Origin of the sequence: Pseudomonas machongensis (genome assembly GCF_034961125.1) — a bacterium.
GTDB classification, from domain to species: domain Bacteria; phylum Pseudomonadota; class Gammaproteobacteria; order Pseudomonadales; family Pseudomonadaceae; genus Aquipseudomonas; species Aquipseudomonas machongensis.
Genome location: NZ_JAYFUI010000038.1, coordinates 14,566 through 28,334, shown reverse-complemented (window position 1 = coordinate 28,334; position 13,769 = coordinate 14,566). Strand labels below are relative to the sequence as shown.

The following is a 13,769-nucleotide window of genomic DNA, read 5'->3' as shown; positions in this document are numbered from 1 at the left end:
TGACAGCTCGCCTCCCGACGCCACCTTGGCCAGGCCCTTGAGCGGCTGGCCGGGGTTGGCGCTGACCAGCAGCTCGACCTGCTCCAGCCCGTGGGGCGAAAGCTCATCGCTCTCGTTGGGCGACAGCTCGATGCAGAAGCGCCCGCCAGGCATGCCCAGGCGCTGGATCTCCTGCTCGACCGCCACCGCCAGCTGCGCTGCGGCCTGGCGGCGCAGGTTGCTGAGCTCGACGGCCTTCTCTTTATAGTGCTGTGCATAGGCGGCCAGTTCGCCGCCCAGGCGCTCGATGGATTCATCGCTGGCGTTGAGCCCTTCGAGCTCCTCCATGAGGCGCTGTTGCAGGTGTGGCAGCTCGCTCGGGTGCACGCGGTGCTTGCGAGCGAGCGTATAAAGGGTGTCGAGCCGCTCTTCCAGCGCCTGCAGGCGCAGAGGGTCGGCGTCGAAGTTGTCGAGGAAGCGGTTGAGCTCGCCAACCGCTTCCTCGATCTGGATCTGCGCACTGGCGATCAGATTGACGGCCTCGCCCAATGCCTTGGGGGCGTTGTTCACGGCGGTCAGGCGATTGAGGCTGACCGTCAGGGCGCTGAGCACGTTGCCGGAGTCGCTTTCGCTGCATTGATCGATGACCTGTCGGCAGATGCCGAACAGGGCTTCGGCATTGGTCAGGTTCTTGTGCTCGTGCTCAAGCTGTTCCAGCTCGTTTTCGCCCAGGCCCAGGTTGTCGAGCTCTTCGAGCTGGTAGCTCAGTAGCTGATGACGGGCGCGTTGCTCGTCGCCGGAGTTGGACAGACGCTCCAGCTCCAGGCGGGTCTGGCGCCAGCGCTGGGCCGCCAATTGCACCTGGCGGGCGAGGTCGGCGGCGCCGGCGTACTCGTCGACCAGGCGACGATGCGTGTCGGTCTTGAGGAGCGACTGGTGTTCGTGCTGGCTGTGGATGTCGATCAGCAACTCGCCGAGTGCCTTGAGGTCGCCGAGCGGGCAAGGGGTGCCGTTGATGTAGCCGCGGCTGCGGCCTTCGGCGGTGATCACTCGGCGCAGGATACATGGGCCGTCGTTGTCGAGGTCGCGCTCTGCGAGCCAGGTGCGGGCTTCGGGGATGTCGATCAGGTCGAAGGTGGCAAGCAGGTCGGCCTTGTCGGCGCCCGGGCGCACCACGCCGCTGTCGGCACGATCGCCCAGCGCCAGGCCGAGCGCGTCCAGCATGATCGACTTGCCGGCCCCCGTTTCGCCGGTGATCACCGACATCCCGCGGGCGAGTTCAAGGTCGAGGTGCTCGACGATGGCGTAGTTGTGAATGGACAGGTGCACCAGCATGAGGGCCGCTCCCGAAGGTCGTGTCTGGTTATTTATACAGTACTTTTTTCGCGTCTGCCAATGCCCGCCTGTTGAATGTGGAAATGCCGCTTGCCCCTTGAACCTGATTTTTCCGACCCCATATAACCGGCAGACAAGGCAGGCATGACCTGTAACCAGAAATTGCGGAGGAGAGCACCGATGGCTGACGAACAGCTGGATGAACAAAACCTTAACGCCGAAGAAGCCGGATCCGAAGACCTCGGTGCCCGCGTCCAGGTGCTCGAGGAGCAGTTGGCCGCCGCCAAGGACCAGTCGCTGCGTGTGGCGGCAGACCTGCAGAACATCCGCCGTCGTGCCGAGCAGGATGTCGAGAAGGCTCACAAGTTCGCCTTGGAGAAATTCGCTGGCGACCTGCTGCCGGTGATCGACAGCCTGGAGCTGGCCCTGACCCACTCCAGCGCCGATGACGAAAACGTCAAGCAGATCCGCGAAGGTGTCGAGCTGACCCTGAAGATGTTCCAGGACACGCTCAAGCGCTACAACCTCGAAGCCGTCGATCCTCATGGCCAGCCATTCAACCCTGAGCATCACCAGGCCATGGCCATGCAGGAAAACGCCGAGGTAGAGCCGAACAGCGTGCTCAACGTGTTCCAGAAGGGTTATCTGCTCAACGGTCGTCTGCTGCGCCCCGCCATGGTGGTGGTCAGCAAGGCGCCGGCAGCGCCCCAGCCTTCCATCGATGAAAAGGCTTGAAATCCACCGGGGCATCCCCATCTAGGTGTCAAGCCTTCAAGTATTACCGCAGTTGGCCAAAGTAGTCGCTGCTACCAAATTCAAGTTTCGGGAGAGTTAACATGGGCAAAATCATCGGTATCGACCTGGGGACGACCAACTCGTGCGTCTCCATTCTGGAAAACGGTAACGTCAAGGTCATCGAGAACGCCGAAGGTGCGCGTACCACCCCTTCGATCGTGGCCTACGCCAACGACGGCGAAATCCTGGTTGGCCAGTCGGCCAAGCGCCAGGCCGTCACCAACCCGCACAACACCCTGTTCGCAGTGAAGCGCCTGATCGGCCGCCGCTTCGAAGAAGACGTCGTGCAGAAAGACATCAAGCTGGTGCCGTACAAGATCGTCAAGGCCGGCAACGGTGACGCCTGGGTCGAGGCTGCTGGCAAGGAAATGGCTCCGCCGCAGATCAGCGCCGAAGTCCTGAAGAAAATGAAGAAGACCGCCGAAGACTACCTCGGCGAGCCTGTCACCGAAGCGGTCATCACCGTTCCGGCCTACTTCAACGACAGCCAGCGCCAGGCTACCAAGGATGCCGGTCGCATCGCCGGTCTGGACGTCAAGCGCATCATCAACGAACCGACCGCTGCTGCACTGGCCTATGGCATGGACAAGGCCAAGGGCGACCACACCGTCATCGTCTATGACCTGGGTGGTGGTACCTTCGACGTGTCGGTCATCGAAATCGCCGAAGTCGACGGTGAGCATCAGTTCGAAGTACTGGCCACCAACGGTGACACCTTCCTGGGTGGCGAAGACTTCGACATGCGCCTGATCGACTACCTCGTCGACGAGTTCAAGAAAGAGTCCGGCATGGACCTGAAGAACGATCCGCTGGCGCTGCAGCGTCTGAAAGAAGCCGCTGAAAAGGCCAAGATCGAGCTGTCTTCCGCCCAGTCGACCGACGTCAACCTGCCGTACATCACTGCTGATGCAACCGGTCCGAAGCACCTGAACGTGAAGATCTCCCGCGCCAAGCTGGAGTCGCTGGTCGAAGACCTGGTCAGCCGTACTATCGAGCCTTGCCGCATCGCCCTGAAAGATGCCGGTATCGATGCGAGCAAGATCGACGACGTGATCCTGGTCGGTGGCCAGACCCGTATGCCGCTGGTACAGAAAGCGGTCGCCGATTTCTTCGGCAAGGAAGCGCGCAAGGACGTCAACCCGGACGAAGCCGTTGCCATGGGTGCTGCCATCCAGGGCGCCGTACTGGCCGGTGACGTGAAGGACGTCCTGCTGCTCGACGTCAGCCCGCTGACCTTGGGTATCGAAACCATGGGTGGCGTGATGACCGCGCTGATCGAGAAGAACACCACCATCCCGACCAAGAAGTCGCAGGTGTTCTCGACTGCCGACGACAACCAGGGTGCAGTGACCATCCACGTCCTGCAGGGCGAGCGCAAGCAGGCCGCGCAGAACAAGTCGCTGGGCAAGTTCGACCTGTCGGACATCCCGCCAGCTCCGCGTGGCGTCCCACAGATCGAAGTGACCTTCGACATCGACGCCAACGGCATCCTGCACGTCGGCGCGAAAGACAAGGCCACCGGCAAGGCTCAGTCGATCGTGATCAAGGCCAACTCCGGCCTGTCGGACGAAGAGATCGAGCGTATGGTGCGTGACGCCGAGGCCAACGCCGAGGAAGACCGCAAGTTCGAAGAGCTGGCCGCTGCCCGCAACCAGGGTGATGCGCTGGTTCACTCGACCCGCAAGATGGTCGTCGACGCCGGTGACAAGGCTACTGCCGAGGAAAAGGCTGCGATCGAAGCTGCCGTGGTTGCCCTGGAAGCCGCCGTCAAGGGCGACGACAAGGCCGCCATCGACGCCAAGGTCGAGGAGCTGTCCAAAGTCTCCGCGCCAGTTGCCCAGAAGATGTATGCCGAGCAACAGGCTCAGCAGCCTCAAGGCGGCGCCCAGCAGGCCGAGCCGGAAGCCAAGCACGATGACGTGGTTGACGCCGAGTTCGAGGAAGTGAAAGACAACAACAAGCAGTAATGCTTGCATGTTGTCGGCCAGTTCATCGCCATTGGTCGGTGAACTGGTAGGATGTCGCCGCGCGGGGGCTTGCTCCCGCGTTGGCGTGTCTGGAACACGGGAAATATTTCCAGCATCTGTCAGGGCGCATCAGGCGTGTTGCGGCAGGTGCTGACGGCACGGTGCACAGATGCCGAAAGCCCTCAAGAGTGCAAATGACCTATGGCAAAGCGTGATTTTTATGAGGTCCTGGGTGTCGAGCGCGGCGCCAGCGAAGGTGACCTCAAGAAGGCCTATCGCCGCCTGGCGATGAAGTTTCACCCAGACCGCAACCCGGGCGACAAAGAGTCGGAAGAGAAATTCAAGGAGGCCAACGAGGCCTATGAAGTGCTCTCCGACGCCAGCAAGCGCGCCGCCTACGATCAGTACGGCCATGCCGGTGTCGACCCGAGCATGGGTGGCGGTGGTGCCGGCTTCGGCGGCGCCAACTTCTCCGATATCTTCGGCGACGTCTTCAGCGACTTCTTCGGCGGTGGCCGGGGCGGTGGTCGTGGCGGCGCCCAGCGCGGCAGTGACCTGCGCTACACCCTCGAGCTGAACCTGGAAGAAGCGGTGCGTGGCACCACGGTCAATATCCGTGTGCCGACGCTGGTCAACTGCGCGCCGTGCGATGGTACCGGCGCCAAGAAGGGCTCGACGCCGTCGACCTGCCCGACTTGCGGCGGTATCGGTCAGGTGCGCATGCAGCAAGGGTTCTTCTCGGTGCAGCAGACCTGCCCGCGTTGCCATGGCTCGGGCAAGATCATCACCGACCCGTGCAACTCCTGCCACGGCGAAGGCCGTGTCGAGGAATACAAGACCCTGTCGGTCAAGGTGCCGGCGGGTGTCGATACGGGTGATCGCATCCGCCTGTCTGGCGAGGGCGAGGCCGGGGCGCATGGTGGCCCGACCGGCGACCTGTATGTGGTCATCAGTGTCCGTGAGCACTCGATCTTCCAGCGCGATGGCAAGCACCTGTATTGCGAAGTGCCGATCAGCTACACCGATGCGGCGCTCGGTGGCGAGCTGGAAGTGCCGACGCTGGACGGCCGGGTCAAGCTGAAGATCCCGGAAGGCACCCAGACCGGCAAGCAGTTCCGCCTGCGCGGCAAGGGCGTGGCGCCGGTGCGTGGTGGTGCGGCGGGCGACCTGTTGTGCCGCGTCGCGGTCGAGACACCGGTCAACCTGAGTCGCCGCCAGCGCGAGCTGCTTGAAGAACTGCGTGATTCGCTCGATGGCGACAGCTCCCATTCGCCCAAGGCCAGTGGTTGGTTCGAGGGTATGAAGCGCTTCTTCGGCGATCTCTGACAAGGAACAGGCTATGCGACGTATTGCAGTGATGGGTGCGGCAGGGCGGATGGGCAAGATCCTCATCGAAGCCGTGCAGCAGCAGGCTCCCCAGGCGGGCCTGACGGCAGCGATCGATCGCCCGGACAGCACCCTGGTGGGGGCTGACGCCGGCGAGCTCGCGGCGTTGGGCCGTATCGGCGTACCGATTTCCGATGATCTGACCAAGGTCGCCGACGAGTTCGATGTGCTCATCGACTTCACTCACCCCTCGGTGACCCTGAAGAACCTGGCGTTCTGCCGCAAGGCAGGCAAGGCCATGGTCATCGGTACCACCGGTTTTTCGCAGGACGAAAAGGCCCTGCTGGCGGAGGCGGGCAAGGAGATTCCGATCGTCTTCGCTGCCAACTTCAGCATTGGCGTCAATCTGTGCCTGAAGTTGCTCGATACTGCTGCGCGGGTGCTGGGTGACGAGGTGGACATCGAGATCATCGAGGCTCACCACCGGCACAAGGTCGACGCGCCGTCGGGTACTGCGCTGCGCATGGGAGAGGTGGTTGCCCAGGCGTTGGGGCGCGATCTGCAGGAAGTGGCTGTCTATGGTCGTGAAGGCCAGACCGGCGCGCGCAAGCGCGAGACCATCGGTTTTGCCACCGTGCGTGCCGGGGATGTGGTCGGCGATCACACCGTGCTGTTCGCGGCAGAGGGTGAGCGTGTCGAGATCACCCACAAGGCCTCGAGCCGCATGACCTTTGCCAAGGGGGCCGTGCGCGCGTCGCTGTGGCTCGATGGGCGCGAGCCTGGGCTGTACGACATGCAGGATGTGCTCGAACTGCATTGAGCCGTCACTGCCGACGTCGTTCTGTCGCAATCATGTGTTTTAGAGGCACATATGCGGTAGACCGAAACCTCACTTTTCTGTAAACTACAGCTTTAGTGTATCCACTAAAAGCGCGCAGAGAATTGAATTCAGCACATAAAAGCGGGGTGACGTATCCATACGGCACTCCGCTTTTTTGCAACCTGCGATCGCCCCTTCATGCGTCATTTACGGGAGGTCTTCTTGACAAAGCCAGCCATACTCGCCCTTGCTGATGGCAGCATTTTTCGCGGTGAGGCCATTGGGGCCGACGGGCAAACCGTTGGTGAGGTGGTGTTCAACACCGCTATGACCGGCTACCAGGAAATCCTTACAGACCCTTCCTACGCCCAGCAAATCGTTACCCTGACTTACCCGCACATCGGCAATACCGGCACCACCGCTGAAGACGCCGAGTCCGATCGCGTCTGGTCCGCGGGCCTGGTGATTCGCGACCTGCCGCTGCTGGCCAGCAACTGGCGTAACACCCAGTCCCTGCCGGACTACCTCAAGGCCAACAATGTCGTGGCCATCGCCGGTATCGATACCCGTCGCCTGACCCGCATTTTGCGTGAGAAAGGCGCACAGAACGGCTGCATTCTGGCCGGTGACGATATCAGCGAAGAGGCCGCCATCGCGGCTGCACGTGCCTTCCCTGGCCTCAAGGGCATGGATTTGGCCAAAGTGGTCAGCACCAAGGAGCGCTACGAGTGGCGTTCCAGCGTCTGGGAGCTGAAGACCGACAGCCACCCGACCCTCGAAGCGTCCGAGCTGCCGTATCATGTCGTTGCTTACGACTACGGCGTCAAGCTGAACATCCTGCGCATGCTGGTTGCTCGCGGCTGCCGCGTGACCGTGGTACCTGCCCAGACGCCGGCAAGCGAAGTGCTGGCCCTCAACCCTGACGGCGTGTTCCTGTCCAACGGCCCTGGCGATCCCGAGCCGTGCGACTACGCGATCCAGGCGATCAAAGAGATTCTCGAGACCGAGACTCCGGTGTTCGGCATCTGCCTCGGCCACCAGTTGCTGGCCCTGGCCTCCGGTGCCAAGACCGTCAAGATGGGGCACGGCCACCACGGTGCCAACCACCCGGTCCAGGACCTGGATACCGGTGTGGTCATGATCACCAGCCAGAACCACGGTTTCGCCGTCGACGAAGCCACCCTGCCGGGCAATGTGCGCGCCATCCACAAGTCGCTGTTCGACGGCACCCTGCAGGGTATCGAGCGTACCGACAAGAGCGCGTTCAGCTTCCAGGGCCACCCTGAAGCGAGCCCAGGCCCGACCGATGTCGCGCCACTGTTCGATCGTTTCATCGATGCCATGGCCAAGCGCCGCTGAGCATCCTGCATCAAGGCCCCGGACCGGCACGCGCCGCGTCCGGAAGCGCCTGACCCAGATTGTTCAAGACGGCTTGCCGACTGACCCGCGGATTTGAGTGACAACCATGCCAAAACGTACAGATATCAAAAGCATCCTGATTCTCGGCGCTGGCCCGATCGTGATCGGCCAGGCCTGCGAATTCGACTATTCCGGCGCCCAGGCCTGTAAAGCCCTGCGCGAGGAAGGTTTCCGCGTCATCCTGGTGAACTCCAACCCGGCTACCATCATGACCGATCCGGCCATGGCCGACGCCACCTACATCGAGCCGATCAAGTGGCAATCGGTGGCCAAGATCATCGAAAAGGAGCGCCCTGACGCGGTGCTGCCAACCATGGGCGGCCAGACGGCACTGAACTGTGCCCTGGACCTGGAGCGCCACGGCGTTCTGGAAAAGTTCGGTGTAGAGATGATCGGTGCCAACGCCGACACCATCGACAAGGCCGAAGACCGTTCGCGCTTCGACAAGGCGATGAAGGACATCGGCCTGGAGTGCCCGCGCTCCGGTATCGCCCACAGCATGGAAGAGGCCTACGCGGTTCTCGAGAAACTGGGCTTCCCGTGCATCATCCGTCCTTCGTTCACCATGGGTGGCACCGGTGGCGGCATCGCCTACAACCGTGAAGAATTCGAAGAAATCTGCACCCGTGGCCTGGACCTGTCGCCGACCAAGGAACTGCTGATCGACGAATCGCTGATCGGCTGGAAGGAATACGAGATGGAGGTGGTCCGCGACAAGAAGGACAACTGCATCATCGTCTGCTCCATCGAGAACTTCGACCCGATGGGCGTGCACACCGGTGACTCCATCACCGTTGCTCCTGCACAGACCCTGACCGACAAGGAATACCAGATCATGCGCAACGCCTCGCTGGCGGTGCTGCGTGAGATCGGCGTCGAAACCGGCGGTTCCAACGTGCAGTTCGGTATCTGCCCGAACACCGGTCGCATGGTCGTGATCGAGATGAACCCGCGGGTTTCGCGCTCGTCCGCCCTGGCTTCGAAAGCGACTGGCTTCCCGATCGCCAAGATCGCCGCCAAGCTGGCCATCGGCTACACCCTTGACGAACTGCAGAATGACATCACCGGTGGTCGTACTCCGGCGTCCTTCGAGCCGTCCATCGACTACGTCGTTACCAAACTGCCACGCTTCGCCTTCGAGAAATTCCCGAAAGCCGACGCCCGCCTGACCACCCAGATGAAGTCGGTCGGTGAAGTCATGGCCATTGGCCGTACCTTCCAGGAGTCCCTGCAGAAAGCCCTGCGCGGCCTGGAAGTTGGCGCCTGCGGCCTGGACCCGAAAGTCGACCTGGCCAGCGCCGATGCCTCCAGCATCCTCAAACGCGAACTGACCGTACCGGGCGCCGAGCGCATCTGGTACGTGGCTGACGCCATCCGCTCGGGCATGACGATCGAAGCAATCTTCGAACTGACCGGTATCGACCTGTGGTTCCTGGTGCAGATGGAAGATCTGATCAAGGAAGAAGAGAAGGTCAAGACCCTGGCCCTGTCGGCCATCGACAAGGACTACATGCTGCGCCTCAAGCGCAAGGGCTTCTCGGATCAGCGCCTGGCCAAGCTGCTCGGCATCACTGACAAGAACCTGCGTCGTCACCGTCACAAGCTGGAAGTGTTCCCGGTCTACAAGCGCGTCGACACCTGCGCGGCCGAGTTCGCCACCGACACCGCCTACCTGTACTCCACCTACGAGGAAGAGTGCGAGGCCAACCCGTCGACCCGCGACAAGATCATGATCCTGGGTGGTGGCCCGAACCGTATCGGCCAAGGTATCGAGTTCGACTACTGCTGCGTACACGCAGCCCTTGCCCTGCGTGAAGACGGTTACGAGACCATCATGGTCAACTGCAACCCGGAAACCGTCTCCACCGACTACGACACCTCCGATCGCCTGTACTTCGAGCCGCTGACCCTGGAAGACGTGCTGGAAGTCTGCCGCGTCGAGAAGCCGAAGGGCGTGATCGTCCATTACGGCGGCCAGACCCCGCTGAAACTGGCCCGTGCCCTGGAAGAAGCCGGAGTGCCGATCATCGGTACCAGCCCGGACGCCATCGACCGCGCCGAAGACCGCGAGCGCTTCCAGCAGATGGTGCAGCGCCTGAACCTGCTGCAGCCGCCAAACGCCACCGTGCGCAGCGAAGAAGAAGCCATCAACGCTGCTGGTGGCATCGGCTACCCGCTGGTCGTGCGTCCGTCGTACGTCCTGGGCGGTCGCGCCATGGAGATCGTCTACGAGCTGGACGAGCTCAAGCGCTACCTGCGCGAAGCGGTCCAGGTGTCCAACGACAGCCCGGTCCTGCTCGACCACTTCCTCAACTGCGCCATCGAGATGGACGTGGACGCTGTCTGCGACGGCACCGACGTGGTGATCGGCGCGATCATGCAGCACATCGAACAGGCTGGCGTTCACTCCGGTGACTCGGCGTGCTCGCTGCCACCTTACTCGCTGAGCCAGCAAGTACAGGACGAAGTCCGCGAACAGGTCAAGAAAATGGCCCTGGAACTGGGCGTTGTCGGCCTGATGAACGTGCAGCTGGCCCTGCAGGGCGACAAGATCTACGTGATCGAAGTCAACCCGCGCGCCTCGCGTACCGTACCGTTCGTGTCCAAGTGCATCGGCACCTCGCTGGCGATGATCGCGGCCCGCGTCATGGCTGGTAAAACCCTCAAGGAGCTGGGCTTCACCCAGGAAATCATCCCGAACTTCTACAGCGTCAAGGAAGCCGTCTTCCCGTTCGCCAAGTTCCCAGGGGTTGACCCGATCCTCGGCCCTGAGATGAAATCGACCGGTGAAGTCATGGGTGTCGGTGACAGCTTCGGTGAAGCCTTCGCCAAGGCCCAGATGGGTGCCAGCGAAGTGCTGCCGACCGGCGGTACCGCGTTCATCAGCGTGCGTGACGACGACAAGCCACAAGTGGCTGGCGTTGCCCGCGACCTGATCGCCCTGGGCTTCGAAGTGGTTGCTACTGCCGGCACCGCCAAGGTTATCGAAGCGGCTGGCCTGAAAGTGCGCCGTGTGAACAAGGTGACCGAAGGTCGTCCGCACGTGGTCGACATGATCAAGAACGACGAAGTGTCGCTGATCATCAACACCACCGAAGGCCGCCAATCGATCGCCGATTCCTACTCGATTCGTCGCAATGCGCTGCAGCACAAGATCTACTGCACGACCACCATTGCGGCAGGTGAAGCCATCTGCGAGGCGCTGAAATTCGGTCCCGAGAAGACCGTTCGTCGCCTGCAGGATCTGCATGCAGGACTCAAAGCATGAGCATTACCAAGTACCCGATGACCGTCCAGGGCGCTCGCGCCCTGGAAGAAGAGCTTTTGTTCCTGAGCAAGACCGAACGTCCACGTCTGAGCCAGGCGATCGGCGAGGCTCGTGAGCTCGGCGATCTCAAGGAAAATGCCGAGTACCACGCCGCCCGTGAGGAGCAGGGCATGGTCGAGGCGCGTATCCGCGACATCGAAGGCCGTCTGCAGAACTCGGTGGTGATCGATGTCACCACCATCGCCCATACCGGCAAGGTGATTTTCGGGACCACCGTGGACCTGGAGAATACCGAGACCGGCGATCAGGTGACCTACCAGATCGTTGGCGAGGATGAAGCGGACATCAAGAAAGGCAAGCTCTCGGCGAGCGCGCCTATCGCCCGTGCCATCATTGGCAAGGAAGAGGGTGATACGGTCGTGGTCAAGACGCCGAGCGGCACCGTCGAGTACGAGATTGTCGAAGTCAAGCACATCTGATCGGCGCCAGCGCGCGCCGTCCCTCGAGGGCATCCTCTGGCAACTGGCCCAGGTATTCTGGGTCGGTGGCCTGTGGGTGTTTCATGTGGGGCTGGTGCCGGCGCTGAAGGTCAGCGGCCTTGCGCCATTACTGGTGCAGGACATCGCCGGGCAGATCGATCGCTGGTTGATCGGCGTGGCGCTGCTCGGGCTGTTGACCCAGTTGGCAGTGCTGGCGAGGGTGGATGGCCTGGCGGCCTGGTGGCGGCAGTTCCGCGGCCAGATGCTGTTGCTCGGCTTTGGTGCCTGTGTCGGCTACTACACGCTGCGCTACGGGATTTCCGTAGGGGAGCGCTGGCAGATGTTCTGTTTCCTGGTGCTGGGCTTTTCTGGCATCGTGCTGGTGGCCCAGCCGGTCCCGGTCAGGGTGCGCAAGGCGCGCCACTGACCGGCGCCACCTTTACTTGTAGCGGTGGATGTTGGACAGCTGCTTGTTCGGCTGTGGGTTCTTGCGATAGATCAGTGCCTTCTTGCCAATGGTCTGTACCAGCTCGGCACGGCCTGCCTTGCACAGTTCGGCAATAGCGGCGGCGCGCTCTTCGCGATCTTCCGAGCGAATTTCGACCTTGATCAGCTCGTGATCGGCCAGCGCACGCTCCAGTTCGGCGATCACACCTTCATTCAGGCCGTTACCGGCAACGATCAGGACCGGTTTCAGGTCGTGACCAATAGACTTGTACTGTTTCTTCTGCTCGTTATTGAGCGGCATAATCTGACCCTTTTCGTCTGATTCTGTAAAATTGGTGGCCATTTTACCCGAGGGCCACTGGCTCCGCCCAGTCAATCACGACGCTAATCATCGAGGTGCCCCGTGGCGCAGCGTTCCAAAAGCAGCCATAACTGGCTGAGAGAGCATTTCAACGATCCTTTTGTCAAGCAGGCGCAGAAGGACGGCTACCGCTCGCGTGCGAGCTACAAACTGCTGGAGATCCAGGAAAAGGATCGCCTCATTCGTCCCGGCATGAGCGTTATCGATCTTGGCGCTGCACCGGGGGGGTGGTCGCAGGTGACCAGTCGTCTGATTGGTGGTCAAGGACGTCTGATTGCCTCCGACATCCTGGAAATGGACTCGATCCCTGACGTGACCTTCATCCAGGGCGATTTCACCCAGGATTCGGTACTCGAGCAGATTCTCCAGGCGGTCGGCGATTCGCATGTGGACCTTGTGATTTCCGATATGGCCCCCAATATGAGTGGTACGCCCGCTGTGGACATGCCGCGAGCCATGTTCCTTTGCGAACTCGCCCTGGATCTGGCAACCCGTGTGCTCAAGCCCGGTGGTGACTTCCTGATCAAGATTTTCCAGGGAGAAGGCTTCGATGTGTACCTCAAGGACGTGCGCAGCAAGTTCGACAAGGTGCAGATGCGCAAGCCGTCGTCCTCTCGGGATCGGTCCCGTGAACAGTACTTGCTGGCCAGGGGGTACAAGGGCGAGTGAGCGGGCTCTTGCGGGCTGGCCGATAGTTATTTCCAATCGGCCGCGGCCTCAGGATCGTCCGAACTTCGTGTAGTCTAGGTTTCACAAAGGGTTACAGACGGTGCCTGCGGATGCGCAGGTAATGTAGTAAGTTAGGGCGGTGAATATCATGCGAGGCACGGCTGCGTCGTGCGCCGACCTCAGAGGGTAGCTAATTGAACGACATGGCAAAGAATCTGATCCTGTGGTTGATCATCGCGGCTGTCCTCGTGACGGTGATGAACAACTTCTCCAGCCCTAACGAGCCGCAGACCCTCAACTATTCCGACTTCATCCAGCAGGTCAAGGACGGTAAGGTCGAGCGTGTGACCGTCGACGGCGCCGTCATCACCGGCAAGCGTACCGATGGCGACAACTTCAAGACCGTTCGTCCGGCCATTGCCGACAACGGCCTGATCGGCGACCTGGTCGACAATCATGTCGTGATCGAAGGCAAGCAACCTGAACAGCAGAGCATCTGGACCCAGCTGCTGGTCGCCAGCTTCCCGATCCTCGTGATCATCGCCGTGTTCATGTTCTTCATGCGCCAGATGCAAGGCGGTGCGGGCGGCAAGGGCGGGCCGATGAGCTTCGGCAAGAGCAAGGCGCGCCTGCTCTCCGAAGACCAGGTGAAAACCACCCTGGCCGATGTCGCGGGTTGCGACGAAGCCAAGGAAGAAGTTGGCGAGCTGGTCGAGTTCCTGCGTGATCCAGGCAAAGTCCAGCGCCTGGGCGGTCGTATCCCGCGTGGCGTGCTGATGGTCGGCCCGCCCGGTACCGGTAAGACCTTGCTGGCCAAGGCCATTGCCGGTGAGGCGAAAGTGCCGTTCTTCACCATTTCCGGTTCCGATTTCGTCGAAATGTTCGTCGGTGTTGGTGCCAGCCG

Annotated in this window: 12 protein-coding genes; 10 read left to right on the top strand and 2 right to left on the bottom strand. The window is 61.6% G+C overall.

What is annotated here, in order from left to right; genetic code table 11:
• The coding region (recN, locus tag VA602_RS02500; protein ID WP_323452379.1) for a DNA repair protein RecN at window positions 1-1,314 on the bottom strand (1,314 nt) is incomplete at its 3' end.
• 180 nt (window positions 1,315-1,494) lie between these two features.
• Here recN and grpE point away from each other — a divergent pair.
• From grpE to VA602_RS02460, 8 genes are all read left to right on the top strand, one after another.
• The gene (gene grpE, locus VA602_RS02495) at window positions 1,495-2,049 is read left to right on the top strand and encodes a nucleotide exchange factor GrpE (RefSeq protein ID WP_054892625.1); all 555 of its coding nucleotides are present in this window, start codon (window positions 1,495-1,497) and stop codon (window positions 2,047-2,049) included.
• A 101-nt stretch (window positions 2,050-2,150) separates the two neighbouring features.
• Window positions 2,151-4,076: a molecular chaperone DnaK gene (gene dnaK / locus VA602_RS02490; protein WP_054892624.1), complete on the top strand. Its 1,926-nt coding sequence runs from the start codon at window positions 2,151-2,153 to the stop codon at window positions 4,074-4,076.
• A gap of 201 nt (window positions 4,077-4,277) precedes the next feature.
• Window positions 4,278-5,402: a molecular chaperone DnaJ gene (gene dnaJ, locus VA602_RS02485; RefSeq protein ID WP_054892623.1), complete on the top strand. Its 1,125-nt coding sequence runs from the start codon at window positions 4,278-4,280 to the stop codon at window positions 5,400-5,402.
• 13 nt (window positions 5,403-5,415) lie between these two features.
• Window positions 5,416-6,222 (top strand): 4-hydroxy-tetrahydrodipicolinate reductase, encoded by an 807-nt coding sequence (gene dapB / locus VA602_RS02480; RefSeq protein WP_063542722.1) that lies wholly within the window; start codon window positions 5,416-5,418, stop codon window positions 6,220-6,222.
• A gap of 222 nt (window positions 6,223-6,444) precedes the next feature.
• The gene (gene carA, locus VA602_RS02475; protein WP_054892621.1) at window positions 6,445-7,581 is read left to right on the top strand and encodes a glutamine-hydrolyzing carbamoyl-phosphate synthase small subunit; all 1,137 of its coding nucleotides are present in this window, start codon (window positions 6,445-6,447) and stop codon (window positions 7,579-7,581) included.
• A gap of 106 nt (window positions 7,582-7,687) precedes the next feature.
• Window positions 7,688-10,909 carry a carbamoyl-phosphate synthase large subunit gene (gene carB, locus VA602_RS02470; RefSeq protein ID WP_125930812.1) on the top strand — a complete coding sequence of 1,074 codons (3,222 nt, stop codon included), beginning with the start codon at window positions 7,688-7,690 and terminating at the stop codon, window positions 10,907-10,909.
• On the top strand, window positions 10,906-11,388 hold the full coding sequence (greA, locus tag VA602_RS02465) for a transcription elongation factor GreA (RefSeq protein WP_162714345.1): 483 nt from the start codon (window positions 10,906-10,908) through the stop codon (window positions 11,386-11,388). The genes carB and greA overlap by 4 nt, the downstream gene beginning before the upstream one ends.
• Complete coding sequence (locus VA602_RS02460) at window positions 11,366-11,815, top strand: MFS transporter (RefSeq protein WP_081255198.1); 450 nt, start codon at window positions 11,366-11,368, stop codon at window positions 11,813-11,815. Before greA ends, VA602_RS02460 begins: the two co-directional genes overlap by 23 nt.
• Before the next feature lie 12 nt (window positions 11,816-11,827).
• Here VA602_RS02460 and yhbY read toward each other — a convergent pair whose 3' ends face one another.
• Window positions 11,828-12,136 carry a ribosome assembly RNA-binding protein YhbY gene (yhbY, locus tag VA602_RS02455; protein WP_054892619.1) on the bottom strand — a complete coding sequence of 103 codons (309 nt, stop codon included), beginning with the start codon at window positions 12,134-12,136 and terminating at the stop codon, window positions 11,828-11,830.
• Window positions 12,137-12,238: 102 nt separating this feature from the next.
• Between yhbY and rlmE the strand changes: the two genes are divergently transcribed.
• Both rlmE and VA602_RS02445 read left to right on the top strand, forming a co-directional pair.
• Complete coding sequence (rlmE, locus tag VA602_RS02450) at window positions 12,239-12,865, top strand: 23S rRNA (uridine(2552)-2'-O)-methyltransferase RlmE (RefSeq protein WP_054892618.1); 627 nt, start codon at window positions 12,239-12,241, stop codon at window positions 12,863-12,865.
• 203 nt (window positions 12,866-13,068) lie between these two features.
• Window positions 13,069-13,769: ATP-dependent metallopeptidase FtsH/Yme1/Tma family protein (locus tag VA602_RS02445; protein ID WP_323452378.1), on the top strand; the 701-nt coding region annotated here is incomplete at its 3' end.